Annotated in this window: 13 protein-coding genes; 1 reads left to right on the top strand and 12 read right to left on the bottom strand. The window is 65.8% G+C overall.

All coding sequences use genetic code 11. The features are described from left to right. Positions 1–37 precede the first annotated feature (37 nt). Positions 38–1900 carry a cytochrome c peroxidase gene (locus tag HKW67_RS16505; protein ID WP_171226438.1) on the bottom strand — a complete coding sequence of 621 codons (1863 nt, stop codon included), beginning with the start codon at positions 1898–1900 and terminating at the stop codon, positions 38–40. A gap of 83 nt (positions 1901–1983) precedes the next feature. Beyond that, positions 1984–3444: an alkaline phosphatase PhoX gene (locus HKW67_RS16500; RefSeq protein WP_171226437.1), complete on the bottom strand. Its 1461-nt coding sequence runs from the start codon at positions 3442–3444 to the stop codon at positions 1984–1986. A gap of 253 nt (positions 3445–3697) precedes the next feature. Here HKW67_RS16500 and HKW67_RS16495 point away from each other — a divergent pair, with 253 nt between their 5' ends. Further along, a complete protein-coding gene (locus HKW67_RS16495; protein WP_171226436.1) occupies positions 3698–4156 on the top strand; it encodes a QcrA and Rieske domain-containing protein in 459 nt (152 codons plus the stop codon). On the opposite strand, the gene HKW67_RS16490 is transcribed toward HKW67_RS16495, so the two are convergent. The 10 genes from HKW67_RS16490 to HKW67_RS16445 form a co-directional block, all read right to left on the bottom strand. After that, positions 4126–4944 carry a VC0807 family protein gene (locus HKW67_RS16490; protein ID WP_171226435.1) on the bottom strand — a complete coding sequence of 273 codons (819 nt, stop codon included), beginning with the start codon at positions 4942–4944 and terminating at the stop codon, positions 4126–4128. The genes HKW67_RS16495 and HKW67_RS16490 overlap by 31 nt on opposite strands. A gap of 183 nt (positions 4945–5127) precedes the next feature. Next, the gene (locus HKW67_RS16485; RefSeq protein ID WP_171226434.1) at positions 5128–5862 is read right to left on the bottom strand and encodes a DUF2461 domain-containing protein; all 735 of its coding nucleotides are present in this window, start codon (positions 5860–5862) and stop codon (positions 5128–5130) included. Next, positions 5859–6734 (bottom strand): alpha/beta hydrolase, encoded by an 876-nt coding sequence (locus tag HKW67_RS16480; protein ID WP_171226433.1) that lies wholly within the window; start codon positions 6732–6734, stop codon positions 5859–5861. Before HKW67_RS16480 ends, HKW67_RS16485 begins: the two co-directional genes overlap by 4 nt. A gap of 162 nt (positions 6735–6896) precedes the next feature. Further along, positions 6897–7895, bottom strand: coding sequence for a 2-hydroxyacid dehydrogenase (locus HKW67_RS16475; protein WP_171226432.1), 999 nt, complete (start codon positions 7893–7895; stop codon positions 6897–6899). After that, complete coding sequence (locus tag HKW67_RS16470) at positions 7892–9058, bottom strand: pyridoxal-phosphate-dependent aminotransferase family protein (RefSeq protein WP_171226431.1); 1167 nt, start codon at positions 9056–9058, stop codon at positions 7892–7894. Before HKW67_RS16470 ends, HKW67_RS16475 begins: the two co-directional genes overlap by 4 nt. A gap of 3 nt (positions 9059–9061) precedes the next feature. After that, positions 9062–9628 (bottom strand): MarR family winged helix-turn-helix transcriptional regulator, encoded by a 567-nt coding sequence (locus HKW67_RS16465; RefSeq protein ID WP_171226430.1) that lies wholly within the window; start codon positions 9626–9628, stop codon positions 9062–9064. A gap of 51 nt (positions 9629–9679) precedes the next feature. Beyond that, positions 9680–11806, bottom strand: a complete 2127-nt coding sequence (locus HKW67_RS16460) for a GMC family oxidoreductase (RefSeq protein WP_171226429.1) — start codon at positions 11804–11806, stop codon at positions 9680–9682. Positions 11807–11907: 101 nt separating this feature from the next. Beyond that, positions 11908–12270 (bottom strand): hypothetical protein, encoded by a 363-nt coding sequence (locus tag HKW67_RS16455; RefSeq protein WP_171226428.1) that lies wholly within the window; start codon positions 12268–12270, stop codon positions 11908–11910. A gap of 58 nt (positions 12271–12328) precedes the next feature. Further along, positions 12329–13348 carry a drug/metabolite exporter YedA gene (gene yedA, locus HKW67_RS16450; protein ID WP_171226427.1) on the bottom strand — a complete coding sequence of 340 codons (1020 nt, stop codon included), beginning with the start codon at positions 13346–13348 and terminating at the stop codon, positions 12329–12331. Positions 13349–13352: 4 nt separating this feature from the next. After that, entirely contained in the window at positions 13353–14351 is a 999-nt protein-coding gene (locus HKW67_RS16445) for a lysylphosphatidylglycerol synthase transmembrane domain-containing protein (RefSeq protein WP_171226426.1), read from the bottom strand. Positions 14352–14419: the final 68 nt, after the last annotated feature.

The raw sequence follows: 14419 nt of genomic DNA, 5'->3' as shown, positions 1-14419 counted from the left end.
ACCGGTGGATACCCACCGGTGTGCGGAGCGCGCACGGCTACCGTCGCTGTGTGCCCGTGGTGTCCGTCAGCGCCTTCAAGAACGACACCAGCGCCCGCTGCTCGCCCGCCGACAGCTTCAGCGCATCCGGAGGAAGGGTCTGGTTGTCCAGTTCAATACCGATGCCAGCGCCACCACCGCGATTGTAGAAGTCGACCACTGACTCTAGCGTCGGATACGCCCCATTGTGCATGTAGGGCGCGGTCAGCGCGACGTTGCGCAGGGTCGGCGTGCGAAACGCGTACTTGTTCGGCGCGGAGATGGAGATGCGATATCGACCCACATCCGGATCGATGCGTCCGCCGTTCGTCACGGCACGTACCGGAACACCGAGCACCTCCAGCTCCGACTTCTGGAACATCGGCGGCACCGTCCCATTGGTCAGCGGCAGAAAGTGGCAGGTCGCACACTTGCCTTTACCCACGAACACGTTGAAGCCCGCCCGCTCATCGGCATTCAACGCTGTGGTATCACCACGCAGCGCACGGTCGACCGGACTGTTCAACGACGTGAGGCTACGCATATAGGCCGCGAGCGCGGCGCGAATGCGGGTGGGCGTGACCACGGTATCCAGGGCGCCCGCCCGACTCACGAACGCCGCACGGAACTGCGCGGCCAGCGCGCGGTCGCCGGTCAGTGACGTGGACACATCCGAGAGACGCGCGTGCATTTCGTCGACATTCTGCACCACTTCAGTGACTTGATCTTCGAGGTAGGTCGTGCGCAAATCACTGAACGAACCGACTTGCAGCCCGATGTTGATCACCGTGGGCGTGTTGCGTGGCAGCGGTTGTCCCGATCGACCGGGACTTGCTTTCAGGCCGTCGGTGAACGCCCGTCCCGGGATATGGCACGAACTGCACGCGCGCGAGTTGTTGCCCGAGAGTCGCGTGTCATGAAAGAGGGCACGGCCCAGCGCCACGCGCGCAGCCGGCTCCTGCCGCGTGTCGATCGGCGCGAACGCCAGCACATCGAACGCATCCGCATCGAACAGCGTGACAGCCTGCATACGGAACGCACGACGTTCGTCGGGCTGACCGATACCGAGCGCCACCCGCTGTGCGTTGAGCGCGCGCGTGAGGGGATTGGCGTGCCGCACCAGAAAATCCAGATGGTCAAAGGCATCGCGGCTCGCGTTGATGCGCAACGCACGCTGTGCTCCGATCAACGCCGAATCCACCGCTGTCCATCCAGTCGTCTCGGCGCGGTACGGTGCGATGGCACGGGCGATGCCCTCCAGCGCTGCGTCCGCCTCCGGCAGCGAAAGACCGGCGACGGGCGAATCGAAGCCCGTGATCCCGAGCGACACCACGCGGGCCATTTCGAGCTTGACCGCATCCCACACGCGATCATCCGTCACCACCTGGACGCCGATCATGGTGCGCGCCCGCGTAAGGATCTGACGCAGCGTGCGGACCTCCGTCTGCAGCGCCTCGCGCTCGGCGCGCGGATCGGCGCTGAACAACGCTTCTTCGACGACCTGAAACCCGGTGGGAGCAGTCACGATGTTCGGGCCCTCGTGCTCTTCCGCGTGCGGTAGCGCAGGGCCATTCAGCTCGCGCGAAGTCGACGGCGCGTAGTACTCGAGCGCGAGTTCGACATGCTTGAACGACGATCGCGCCGATGTGAAGAGCTCGCGGGCACGTTGCACCTCGTCACCCGTGTCGAGCGTCGACACCGCGCTGTCCAGTCGCGCAACGCGCGCAACCAGCGAATCCATCTCGACGCGCCACGAAGCCAGCGCGCGCCCCGCGCGCTCGTCGCTCCGTTGCGCCTCCGCATCCTTCACCACGGTATCGGCACACGCCCCACCGGCGACCGATACACCCACGGCGACCACCACGGCTAATACACGACGCACGAAAGACACTCCGCTAAAAAGACAGCACAGGCCGGCCGGGAGGCATGCTCCGAGCCGGCCTGTGACACCACACCGTTGCGCCGTTAGCGCGGCAATCCCTTCACAATGACCAGCTGGCTCGCCTGATTTTCCGTTGGGCGCACCGTACCGCCATCGACACCCTGATACTTCGTGCCGCGCCACGAGTGGGGCTGCAGTGACAGCATGAACGTGTTCTCCTGCCCCAGCTCCGCCGACACGTCGACCATGGCACCGTACTCCCAGCCCGCCTTCCCGGCCGGACGCGCACCAACGGCGTTGTAGATCGCCGCGTCGGCCGCCGTACGGCGATGGTCGAGCTCGATCACCGGGCGCACGTCCTTCGTGGCGATGTTGTACTGGTAGATGTAGCCGTCGTGCGTTTCGTCACCGTAGCCGTTGTCGTCTTCCTGCGCGTACACGTAGTTCGTGCCCACGTAGATGTTGTCAACATTCTGGAATAGCTTCGCCGGTCCGGTGCGATCGTCACCATCCATCACCAGCTCGAGCGTGCCGTTCAGCGGGTTGCTCTCGTCGAGCTTCACGCGATACACGCGCCCGTACTTGCTGCGGCTGTAGTCGGCGTTGATGCCCGTGTTGTTCTGGCCAGTCACCGTGAAGTAGATCTCGCGGTTGTTGGCCGCCGATCCCTTCCGGTAGTCTACGTCTTCCACGCGGGCAAAGCGCATCGCGTTCACGGTGACCGTGGCCAAGTTGACCCCGCGACCCGTGAGCGTCTTCTGATTCGGGATCTGACGGAACTGCACGGGATACGTCTGCCCGACGACCATGTCGCGCTCGCGCGTGTTGTTGTCGGTGCGTGCCAACACGTACAGGTTGCCGTTGTCGAGATCACCCACCGTGTTGGCGACGTACATCGCCAGCTGACCGCCTTCGGCGCCGGAGTCGTCGTCACCGATCATGATCACGGTGCGGTTCGGATAGGCAACCTTGGGGAGCGGGAGCGACTGCTCGGAGTTCCAGCGACCGAGTGCCGAGAGATAACGCGGCGTATTGGCCGGCGCCGACGGATCGACCGCCAGGATTTCGGACTCTTCGCTGCTCTCGCCGTTGGTGAGGAAGAGCGGGCCAAAGCCATGCGTTTCCTGCGTCGCCAGCGTGGCCGAGCAAAGGCGGTAACGGCCGGCCGTCGAGTTCACGATGTAGTCGCCCGACACCGGCTTGAGCGTCGCGTCGAACTTCACGCGCGACACCGAGAAGTTGTCTTCGTGATTCACCAGCACCGTGAAGCTGCCGTCGGTGTTTCGCGTAAAGCCGGCGCCGTCGGCCGAGCCGCCGAACACATAGCTCGGCGAACCCGGCAACACATCATCACTGCCGATCAGACTATAGATCTCGACGCCGGAGACGAGTGACTTCGCGAGCACCGGCGTGACCGACTGATTCTTGAGCGCAACGGGCGCGATCGGCTTGATGTCGGTGCCGGCATCGTCGCTGCAGGCGGCAATGAACAATCCGCACGATGCGGCGAGCGTGCGTGAAGCAAAAGCGGTAGGAATGCGCATGCGCCCTGCGTCCTCGATATGATAGTGCATAGCAGAATGAGACGATCAGAAGCGTGATCGTATCGGACGAGTCACATACGATGGCTCCGGCGACGATTCCCTCACGCTTGCGTCACCAAACGGTCACCATGCGGTCGCGGAATGGTGATGGGCCTGCTGTCTGGACGGCCGAGTACAATCCTTGTATCTCGCCGTTTGTGCTCGACCACGATGCGCCCAGACTTCGATTGTGACATCCTTCACACGACGAGACATGCTTCGCGTCGCCGCGGCCATGCTTCCGACCATCGGCTGTCGCGGCGTCATGACGGGGACGGACGAGACGCTCCCGGACGCGATCCCGCCGGACGCCGTCGTGCTTTCAAGCGACGCGATCTACGTGCGCGTCGATCGCATCCCGGCGCTCTCGGCCGCGGACAGTGCCGTCGTCTTGCTGGCCGCGCGGATCATCGTGATTCGTACCGGCCCCGCTACATTTCGCGCGCTGTCGGCGGAATGTCCACACGCCGGTTGCGGGGTATCCGTGGTCGATCGACCACGCCTCATCTGTCCATGCCACGGCTCGGAGTTCGACTTCACCGGACAACGACTCGCCGGGCCAGCCGCGACAGGGCTCGTGCTACTGCAGTCGGAGTACGACGGCGTGCGCGCTGAACTGCGCGTCCTTCGCGCTGGCGTGCCTCAGCTCAGCCCGAACTCTTCGCGCGCCTGACGCGCCGCGCGGTGCTGCACATCGTCGGCGCCCAACGCCGCGCCAGTGGCCTCGCCGGCCTTCACGAGCGCCATCGCATCTTCGCGGCGCGCCAGTAGCGTCCAGAACTCGCCCGCGTCAGGATCGGCTCCTTCATCGGCCGGCAGCAGCGCATACATCGCCTTGTACATCATGCTGAACGCGAAGAACAACGCGAGCATGTCGGGAAGCACCAGCACCAACCGCGTGATCGCGTTCACGTTGGCGACTTGGTCATTGAACGCCGGCGTGTTGAACGGCGCCACGACCATACGGTAGTTGATCACATAGTTCACCAGGCCGGCACCAAGATTCGTCACGCCGATCAACACACCGGCGCGCTTCATGGCGGTCAGTACGGTCGGCTCGCTCAGCAGCCGGTCCATCTGCTTTTCGCGCTCCGGCGTATCGGGACCAAGCCCCTGCAGCGCGATGGAGCGCGTGACGGGTGTGCCCAACATTGCGGTCACGCCGAACACGAAGAACGCGAGCACATAGCTGGCGCTGTCCTTGAACGCGAACAGCGCGCCGTCCACGTACCAGAACGCGAGCGCCCCACGCATCACCGCCGACAGACCACCGTACGTCGTGATGAAGTTGAACCGGCGGGTGATCACGAGCAGGTCGAGCATCACCCAGACCACCGGCACCAGCGCCGCCAGCAGGTACGCATTGAGCGTCCCGAGCGGTCCGGTGCCGTATTTCAGGATCACCACCGGTGCGACGGCACCGATGAGGATATCCAGGGCGAGCTTGAGTGTCTTGGACATGGACACGGAATCTCACTGGGGGGCGGGGGTGGGCGGTACCCGCGAGGAAGGCGAACTGCCAACGGCCGAGGAAGCAGGGAGGAGGGCGTTCGGGCGGAGGAGGCGGCAACGTCGCGCGCAGACCCTGCCTCCTCCACCCTGACACCCTCCCTCCTGCCTCCTAAGCCCTTGGCGGTTAACGATCTACCGGCTTGATGCGACCGCCAGACCCAGCGCCCCATTCAAGTACCGCACAAACGGCGTCATCGCCGCATAATGCTTGGCCAGCGTCTGCGGCAGCTTGGGGCTCGTGACCTCGTCCGGCGTGAGCTCGGTCCACGCCGTGTACGACTGATAGCGCAGCCACGCCGCGGCCGGATGATCGGCGGCGAATCCGCGTGGAAGGCGCGTCAGCATGCCGTCGGTATCCAGGTCGCCGAAGCGGCGCCGGAACGTGCGCCCGTTTACGATCTCCTCGAACCCTTCCAGGTCGTCGGTGAGCGCCTGACGGATCTTGGTGACCGCCGAGCGCGGCGGCATCCAAATGCCGCCACCGCAGAACGACTTGCCGGGCTCGATGTGGAAGTAGAAGCCCGCGCCGCCGTGCACCGCCTCGGTGCCTACCCCGCGTCCGGCGTCGCGATGAAAAAACCAGCAGGCCGCGTGCGTTTTGTAAGGCGCCTTGTTCTTCGAGAAGCGCACGTCGCGATGAATGCGGAACACCGACTTCTTCGGTGAGCCCACGATCTCCGGCGCAATCGTGGCAAGGTGCACATCCACCTCTTCCACCAGCAGCGCCAGCGGCCGCTTGATCTCGCGTTCGAAGTCGGTACGATGCTCTTCGAACCATTCCTTGCGGTTGTGCTTCGCGATGCCACGCAGGAAGGTGAATGCCTTGGGCGTGAACTGCGTGAAGCTGTCGCCGATCTGGTCTTTCATGCCATCCCCGAGGACATCGACATCGCCAGCGCGTCATTCGACGACGTCGTGGCGGGAAAAAGAAAGCGCAGAAACAACCCGGAACGCTCGCCCCACGCCCGCTCGTCATGCAGCGCGCCATCCGCTTCCATGTACAACAGGTCGTGACCGGGCTGCCAGCCTTTGCGCAACAGCATGCGATACAGCAACCGCGTGCCTTTCAGCATGCGCGCCTCTCCAGTGCCCACGTCGAGCCAGATCTTGAGCTCGGGACGCAGGCCGTTGTTGGCCACCAGCTGACGTACGATCCAACGATCGTCCCACCACACACTGGGCGACAACAAGCCGATCTTGCCGAAGACCGCCGAATGCGTGAGGCCGAGATGCAGCGTGAGCAGGCCCCCGAGTGAACTGCCGGCCAGCCCCGTGTCCCGCGCCCCGCGACGCGTACGCCAGTTGTGGTCTACCCACGGCTTGAGTTCGTACACCAGCATCTGCCCGTAGCGATCGGCCAGACCGCCTGCATCGTGCGCGTTGTCGCGCGTCGGCGTGTACTCGTCGATGCGATCGCGCCCGGCATTGCCGATGGCCACGATGATCATCGGTTCGATCACCTGCGCATGCATGAGGGCGCGGGCGGTGGTGTCGATGCCCCACTGCACACCGAACGGCGACATGGCGAGATCGTCGAACACGTTCTGCCCGTCGTGCAGATACAGCACCGGATACCGTCGGTCGCTGTTCAGGTCATAGTCGGGCGGCAGACAGACGATGACGTCGTGCGGATGCGGCAGAAAGCGCGACCGGATCTCCGTGAAGTGCAACAGAGAACCCACCACCCGGGGAACCGGCGGTGTGGGGTGCAGTTCGTCGGAGAGCCCCGCATGGACCACGGTGGAGAACGTGTTGGGGCTGGGGAAGCCGTTTGGAGGCGAACGTGTGGGGGCGACCGGGAGTACCGGGGGCCGGTGGACCACGGTGGTCGCAACCTAAGCGGTGGGGGTGGTGCGGGGCATACCTTGAAATGCGCGGCGCGTGCGCTACCCCTGACTCGGTCAGACCGGGTCGCTTACGCTCCCGGTCTGGACGAATGAATCGAGATTCGACAGGGCGCGCATGCCCATGTTCGTGCGCGTCTCGATCGTGGCGCTACCCAGGTGCGGCAACAACACGACATTCTCGAGCTCCTTCAGTTCGGCCGTGACACTCGGCTCGAATTCATACACATCGAGACCGGCGCCGGCGATCTTGCGCTCCTTGAGTACCGAGGTGAGCGCGGCCTCGTCGACCACGTCGCCGCGTGCCGTGTTCACGAGGTACGCGTGCGCCGGCATGAGGGCCAAGGTGCGCGCGTTCATCAGGTGACGCGTTTCCGGTGTGGCGGGGCAATGCAGCGACACCACATCCGCACGCGCCAGCAGCGTCTCCAACGAGTCCACCCGCTCGGCGCCATCAGGGCCCGCCGTGGCCGGGTCATCGATGCGCGGATCGCGCGGCGCATGGTAGATGATCTTCATGTCAAACGCCGCCGCCGCCCGGCGCGCCACGGCGCGACCGATTCGACCATATCCCACGATGCCAAGCGTCTTGCCGCGCAGCGTGCGTCCCAGCATGAACGTCGGACGCAATCCCCCCCACGCGCCGTTGCGTACGTGGCGCTCGCCTTCACCCAACCGGCGCATCGTCATCAGCATCAGCGCGATGGCAATGTCGGCCGTATCGTCGGTCACGACGTCGGGCGTGTTGCTGATCGTGAGGCCGGCGCGCTTCGCCGCCGCCACGTTGATGTGGTTCACTCCGACACCCACGTTGCACAGCATGCGCGCCCGGATGCCCGGTGCATTGAAGATCTCTTCGGTCCACCGGTCGGTCACCGTCGTCATCACGATGTCGGCCTGCTGCAGCACCTGCTTCAGCTGATCGGGGGCGAGTGCCAGATCCGTCTTGTTGAACAGCGCGTCGTAGCGCGCGGCGATCTCCGCTTCCACCGCCGCCGGCATCTTCCGCGTAACCACCACGCGAACGTTCTTCGTGTCCGTCGAGAGGGCACTCATGCGCCGACTCGCCACTGTTGCAGCGCAGCACCGACGCCGCTGCCGAGCATAATGGGAATGCCGGCATCACACAGCGCCATCTCCACACCCGACAGCGCACCCGCCAACGTAAGGCTGTTCGTGTCGCCGAGGTGACCGATGCGGAACACCTTACCGGCTACTTCGTTCAGTCCCGAACCGAGCGAGATGTCGTAGCGCGTGAACGCGATTTCGATCACCTGTCGCGCGTCGTGTCCATCTGGCACCATCACCGCCGTGAGCGAATTCGATGCGATTTCCGGACGCTTCGCACACTGACGCAGCCCCCAGGCATTCACCGCCGCTCGCACGCCGTTCGCGAGGAACCGGTGACGTTCGGCCACCGCCGCCATGCCTTCGTCGAGCAACATCGTGAGCGCTTCGTCGAGGCCGAACAGCAGCGACAGCGCCGGCGTGCTCGGGAAGAAGCCCTGCGCGTTGTTCGCCCGCATCGCGCGTAAGTCGAAATACGCGCGCGGCATCGTGCACGTATCGACCCGCGCCAGCGCCTTTTCGCTCATGTAGAGAATGCCAAGACCCGCCGGTAGCATGAAGCCCTTCTGCGTGCCGGTGATCGCACAGTCCACGCCCCACGCATCGAACTGGAACTCGAGACTGGCAATCGAGCTCACGCCGTCCACCAACAACAGCGCCGGATGCTTCGCGCGATCGATCGCCGCGCGCACCGCCGCCACATCACTGGTGACGCCCGTCGCCGTTTCGTTGTGCACTAGCAGCACACCCTGAATCTCGTGCGCCGTATCGGCGGCCAGAGCCGCTTCGATGCGCGACGGATCAGCCACCTCACCCCATGGCTCTTCGAGCACGTCCACCTGATAGCCGAGCGCACGTGCCGTTTGGATGAACAGGTGCGAGAACTGTCCGAAGCGCACCGCCAACAGTCGTCCGCCGGGGTTCACCGTGTTCACCAGCGCCGCTTCCCACATCGCCGTGCCGGTGGCCGGGAACACGAACGGCTCACCCTTCGTCTGATGCACGACCTGCGGCAATCGCGAAAGGATGGATCGCGTCAGCGCCGGAAATGCCGACGAGCGATGATCTTCCATCGCTCGGTGCATGGCGCGCAGCAGGCGGTCGGGAACGGGTGTCGGTCCCGGGATCTGAAGAAAGTGCCGTCCGGCCATCGATTACGTCGGAGAAGGAAGCGTGGTCTCGACGGCCGGGTCGTCCAGCTCGTCGTCATCGTGTGCGTCATCAGCTGCATCGTCGTGCGCTTCAGCATGCGACTCGTCGATGGGCTCGATCGACTGCTCGGGGTCGAGCACGCGCAGCAACCGTCGGCACAGCCGCGCCAGACGCGCGCGTTGGTCACCGCTCAGTTCGGCCATGATCGCCACGATCGCATCACTGCGCGCCGGGGCCGTGCTCACCAGCACCGCACGCCCGTCGTCGGTGAGATAGACCGAGATGAACCGTCGATCGGTGGCGTGCCGCTCACGGCGCACCCAGCCGCGCGCTTCGAGCGCGTCGATAATGGCCGTCATCTGGGCTTTGCTGCGTCCCAGCGCCTCGGCCAGCTCCTGCTGATGCACCGGCCCACGCGACTGCAGCGTTTCCAGCACCCCGAACTGCGACGCCGAGAGCCCGAACGGATGCACCGCCTGCTCGACTTGCGCGGACGCCATCGAGGCGGCGCGCTGCAGCGTCGAATAGGCATCGAGGGCGCGGCGGCGTTTCTTCTCTCCCTTACTCATGCGGGCGTTGGTGGTCGGAGGACGTGAACATCGGGAGAGCGGAACAGCGCACTAATTGCGGGTCACGCCGGCATGACGCATCGCCATCCGCTCGGCCAGCACTGTCGCGACCGCCATGATCGTTTCCTGCGGGTTCACACCGAGCGCAGTGGGAAGCAGCGACCCGTCGGAAATGTACAGCCCACGCACACCGTGCCGCTCGCCTTCCGGCGTCGCACCCGATGTCGACGGATCGGTACCCATGCGACACGTGCCATTCACGTGGGCCGAGAAGAGCCCAATGCGATTCGGACCGACCGAGCCTTCCTCGAGCCGCGCCACATCGGCCGCCGCACGAACCACGATTGGCGTGGAATGCATGGTGCCCACTTCACGCGCGCCGGCGGCGAAATGCAGCTGTGCCGTGGCCGACAACGACGCGCGTACGCGCCGCTGATCTTCCCGCGTGAGTGCGTACTCGATCGACGTCTCCCCACGACGGTTCACCCGCACGCGACCGCTCGATCGAGAGCGTTCGGCCCCGTCGCGGGTGAGCCCGATCAGCACGCCCAGCTGGTTGAACGATGACATCAGCTCCCGATGCGACCGCCCGAACCCGGGCATGGCTGCCGCCGTGAACGAAGGATGCATCGGCGGCGTCTCGATCCAGAAGCCGAAGTCGGTGCCGCGCCAACGCAAATGTTCATCACACATGGTGGTGAGCGGAATACCGGTGCTCGTCACGATCTCGTGATCGTAGCGTCCCCAGACCGCCGTCGTGGGGTGCAGGCGCAGCCACTGGCCCACGCCACCTCCACCGAGACCCGAACGCTGCAGCAGCGCCGGCGTACCGATCGCGCCGCCGGCCACGACCACGATGGGGGCATCGATCGTGAGCGCGCGGGCGGGGCGCCCCGAATACGGATCGCGCACGGTGGCATGCACGCGCTTGAGCGGCGGCGTGCCGGCGCCGGTGTCCCGTTCGCGGACTTCGATGCGATCGACGTGCGTATCGGCGTGGAGCGTGGCACCGGCCGTGAGCGCGCGTGGCACGAAGGTGACCAGGGTGGACTGCTTGGCATCATGCCGACAACCCACGCCGCAGAAGCCACAGCGCACGCAGTTGGTGGCATTGATCTGCGCCGTGGACACCTTCCACCCCAACGACCGCGCGCCGTCGAGGAGAATGCGATTGTTGGCCGAATGCGCGTCTTCGGGAACCGCGCTGGCGTGGACCTCGCGCTCCACCCGCTCGAACACGGCGCTCATCTCGCGGGGGGTCATGCCGTACACGCCCGATTCCGATGCCCACTGATCGAGCACGAAGTCCGGCGTGCGCAGCATGATCATCCAGTTCACCGTGGTCGATCCGCCCACGGTATTGCCCTGCACCAGCGCCACCGAGGCATCGTCCGTGGTGCGCAAGGCGCCGTCGGCGTACAGCTGCTCCGTGAGCTCGGCCTCGCGTTCGTCGAAGTCAGCGCGCGTGCGATAGGCTCCCGATTCGAGGACCACCACGCTGAACCCCGCCTCGGCCAAACGGGCGGCCGTCACCGCGCCACCGGCACCGGTGCCGATCACGACCACGTCCGCGGTGCGATGCAGATCGGCCCGCATCGCGACCGCGGGGATCACACCGCGCGGCAGCGGGGCCGGCGCGATGATCGTGGGCAGCGAGATCTCGCCTCGGGCCACCGGCTCATCGGCCCGGGAAATCCCAACCATCGGCCCCTCCCATGACACCCGCGGCGATCGCAGGTGCATCGGCCCGGCGTACCCGATCGCCTCGGTGACTTCGGGGCGGGCATAGTGCACCGCCAGCAGCAAGCGTCGCACCGAATGCGAGGCCGAACGCAGCGGCGCGAGCGCCGAGTTGAGCCAGCGATCGAAGCAGCGCGCTTGATCGTTCTCGGCCAAGGACGCGAAACGCGTCGCTTTGCCGATGGCCAGCAGCACGGACGTGCGTCCGCCGAGGACGTCGAGGGCAAGGCCGAGCTGAGCGCGGCGATGGGCGGGGAGCAGCTCGAGTCGCGCATCGCATCGGGCGACAAACTCGCTGGCGGGCTCCGTGCCCGGCGGCGCCCCGCGGAGCACGCACGGAGCAAGCGCCGCCAGCGACTCGCGTTGTGCCCGCGACAAGTGCGGAAGCACCACGCGTGGTGGCGTACGAATCTCTGAACTGACGGCGGCAGCGGTCATGCCCGCACGCTACCGCTCATCCCTCCATCACGCCAGCAGCGTTAGCCCTCCAGCGCTCTACCACACTGCTGTTTATCGACGAACTCTGGCGTGCGGAGACGTTACGACTGCATCGCGAAGATCTGACGCGTCTCGTCGTGCATCAGCACCCAGATCGAGTAGCCACCGAACAGCGTGCCCCACGGCCAACGGAACAGACGCAATGCCGACACGAACAGGATGACGTAACGGGCCCACTGCTGATGATTGAGCAGGGCGAAGCCGGCAATCAACCCGAACACACTGATCGCGCCGATGACGATGGCGATCAAGGCGCTGGTGACCGTGCCGACGACCAGCACGATGGGGTTGAGCGTGGCCAACGAGCTGAAGATGCCGCCCAGCAACACACCCGCGGCGGCCAGGATGCCGATCGCGCTGTAAATCAGGTTGACGATGCCGACGACTTTGATGTGGGTGCGCACAGAGCAGCTCCGAAGTAGTGGGTACGTCGGTCCGTACGAACCAGCAGGCGCGCAGGATTCAGCGGGTGCCGTCGCGGGTGCCGTCGCGGCTGCCGTCGCTACTTCTGTCGCGGGTACGCCAGGCCGCGGTGACCATTCGCTTCGCTCCACCGCCGGCGATGCTGACCATGGCGACGCCGCCCAGAATCACCGTCATCGCCGCCACGGCCTGAGCGGGCAGACGCTCGCCGGCCAGCAGCACGCCCAGCAACACGGCCACCGCGGGATTCACGTAGGCGTAGGTCCCCACTGCCGTCGGGCTCGCCACTTTCAGCAGCCACATGTAGGTGCTGAAGCCGATGAGCGACCCGAATACAATCAGATAGAGGAGCGAGGCGGCCGACCGGACGGTCACGTGCAGATCGGGCGTCCACTCACCGACGGCCAGTGAGAGCGTCAGCAGCAGCGAGCCGCCCACCAGCATCTGCATCGCGATCGCCAGCGCCGGCGACTCGGACTGCCGCGCGGTGCGCGAATACAGCGAGCCGATGGTCCACGACAGGGAGCCCAGCGCGAGCACGACGGCGCCCACGGGATCGACGGTGGCCGTGGCCGTGCCGGTGGGCATGACGAGGAGCGCCACGCCGGCCAAACCGATCAACACGCCGATGACCTTGATGAGGTCGGGACGCTTCCCCTGCCAGAGCTCACAGAGCACGAGCCAGAGCGGCACCGTGGCCACGAGCACCGATGTCAGGCCGGAGGGCACCCGCTGACTGGCCCAGGAAACGGCCCCGTTGCCCACGAAGAGGAGCATCGTCCCAATCACCGCCGATGCCTTCCATTGGCTGCTGGTCGGCTTTTTCGCGCCACGAAAGCGGCACCATGAATACAACATAGAGCCAGCCGTCAGAAAGCGCACCGCACCCATACCGAACGGCGGAATCGTTTCCACGCCCCAGTGAATCGCCAGATAGGTCGATCCCCACACCACGTAAATGATCAGAAAGCCGACGACGAGCTGCCACTTGGTGGCGGCGACTGGCTGTGCGGTCGGTGGCGGAGGCGAACTGGGAATCGGACGGTTCGTGGAGGACATCGCGTCAGGCCGGACGACGCAGCGCTCGCAGGGCGGCATCACCGGCCGCCGCCCCACCAACGAGGAGATACAGATAGAACGTGTAGAACCGCCACCAGAGCAGCGATGCGGCAAAGATACCCGCCGGGATCGCCGAACTGAGCGTGGCGGCGAAGGCGCCTTCGATAAACCCACCGCCGCCGGGTGCCGGCACCACCACGCCCCCGTAAAAGAGCGCCAACGGCCAGAGCACCAGCGGGGCCAGCGCGTCCATGGTGAGCGGGAACGACGGGTCGCCCACAAACACAAGAATCGGCAACGTAGCCACCTTGAAGAGCACGTGCAGCACCGAGCCGCCGAAGGCCAGCAGCATCAGCGCCGGGTCGGCCCGACGAAGCGACTGCACCGATTCCCGCAGCGCGCGCAGCGTGCGCTGCACGGCCCGCCAGCGACCGGCATGTATCCCAATGCGCCGCGCCCACGCCGGGGGCGGCCCGTTGGCGTTCCGCTTCGAGAGCAGCAGACCCGCCGCCCCGACGCCCAGCACGAAACTGCTGTAGCCACCCACAAGGCTGAGCAGCCCGGCCACCGACGCGCCACGTCCGGCGAAGAGCACCGCCAGCACGCCGCACACGAGCATCAGCGACCACATCTCGAGAAACAGTTCGAGAAAGAGAATCAGCACCCGTGCCGCAGGACCGGTGCCGCTCTCGGCCAGCACGAGAAACCGCGATGGCTCCGCGCCCGAACGGGCCGGCGTGATAGCCGCCGCGAAGTCACCGGCCAGGCAGACCCGCACCGCGGTCCCGAAGCGCAGCGGGATCCCGCACGCCCGCGCCGATGCCTGAATCTTGAGGGCGCGGGTAATGATCTCGGCCGTGACCGTGGCCAACGCCGCGGCATGCACCGGCCAGGCCAGCCACGGCATGCCCCCTGCGGGCCAATGCGAGGCCACCACCCACGCCGACACCCCAAGCATGGCGGCGAACGACAGGGCAGTCACGAACCATCGCACAGCAGACATCGCGGAAAGATAGTTGACGCCGTATCCTAGACCCACGCCGCGTCAACTCTGAACTCCCAGCCCCACGA

This window comes from Gemmatimonas groenlandica (assembly GCF_013004105.1).
Classification (GTDB): Bacteria; Gemmatimonadota; Gemmatimonadetes; order Gemmatimonadales; family Gemmatimonadaceae; genus Gemmatimonas; species Gemmatimonas groenlandica.
This window is presented reverse-complemented; position numbering and strand designations above follow the sequence as displayed.

Bases quoted from the DNA above. Each gene is read 5' to 3' on its own strand.
- yedA (WP_171226427.1), bottom strand. From the start codon at position 13,348: ATGTCCTCCACGAACCGTCCGATTCCCAGTTCGCCTCCGCCACCGACC.
- HKW67_RS16495 (WP_171226436.1), top strand. From the start codon at position 3,698: ATGCTTCGCGTCGCCGCGGCCATGCTTCCGACCATCGGCTGTCGCGGC.
- HKW67_RS16475 (WP_171226432.1), bottom strand. From the start codon at position 7,895: ATGAGTGCCCTCTCGACGGACACGAAGAACGTTCGCGTGGTGGTTACG.
- HKW67_RS16460 (WP_171226429.1), bottom strand. From the start codon at position 11,806: ATGACCGCTGCCGCCGTCAGTTCAGAGATTCGTACGCCACCACGCGTG.
- HKW67_RS16445 (WP_171226426.1), bottom strand. From the start codon at position 14,351: ATGTCTGCTGTGCGATGGTTCGTGACTGCCCTGTCGTTCGCCGCCATG.
- HKW67_RS16500 (WP_171226437.1), bottom strand. From the start codon at position 3,444: ATGCGCATTCCTACCGCTTTTGCTTCACGCACGCTCGCCGCATCGTGC.
- HKW67_RS16470 (WP_171226431.1), bottom strand. From the start codon at position 9,058: ATGGCCGGACGGCACTTTCTTCAGATCCCGGGACCGACACCCGTTCCC.
- HKW67_RS16465 (WP_171226430.1), bottom strand. From the start codon at position 9,628: ATGAGTAAGGGAGAGAAGAAACGCCGCCGCGCCCTCGATGCCTATTCG.
- HKW67_RS16485 (WP_171226434.1), bottom strand. From the start codon at position 5,862: ATGAAAGACCAGATCGGCGACAGCTTCACGCAGTTCACGCCCAAGGCA.
- HKW67_RS16490 (WP_171226435.1), bottom strand. From the start codon at position 4,944: ATGTCCAAGACACTCAAGCTCGCCCTGGATATCCTCATCGGTGCCGTC.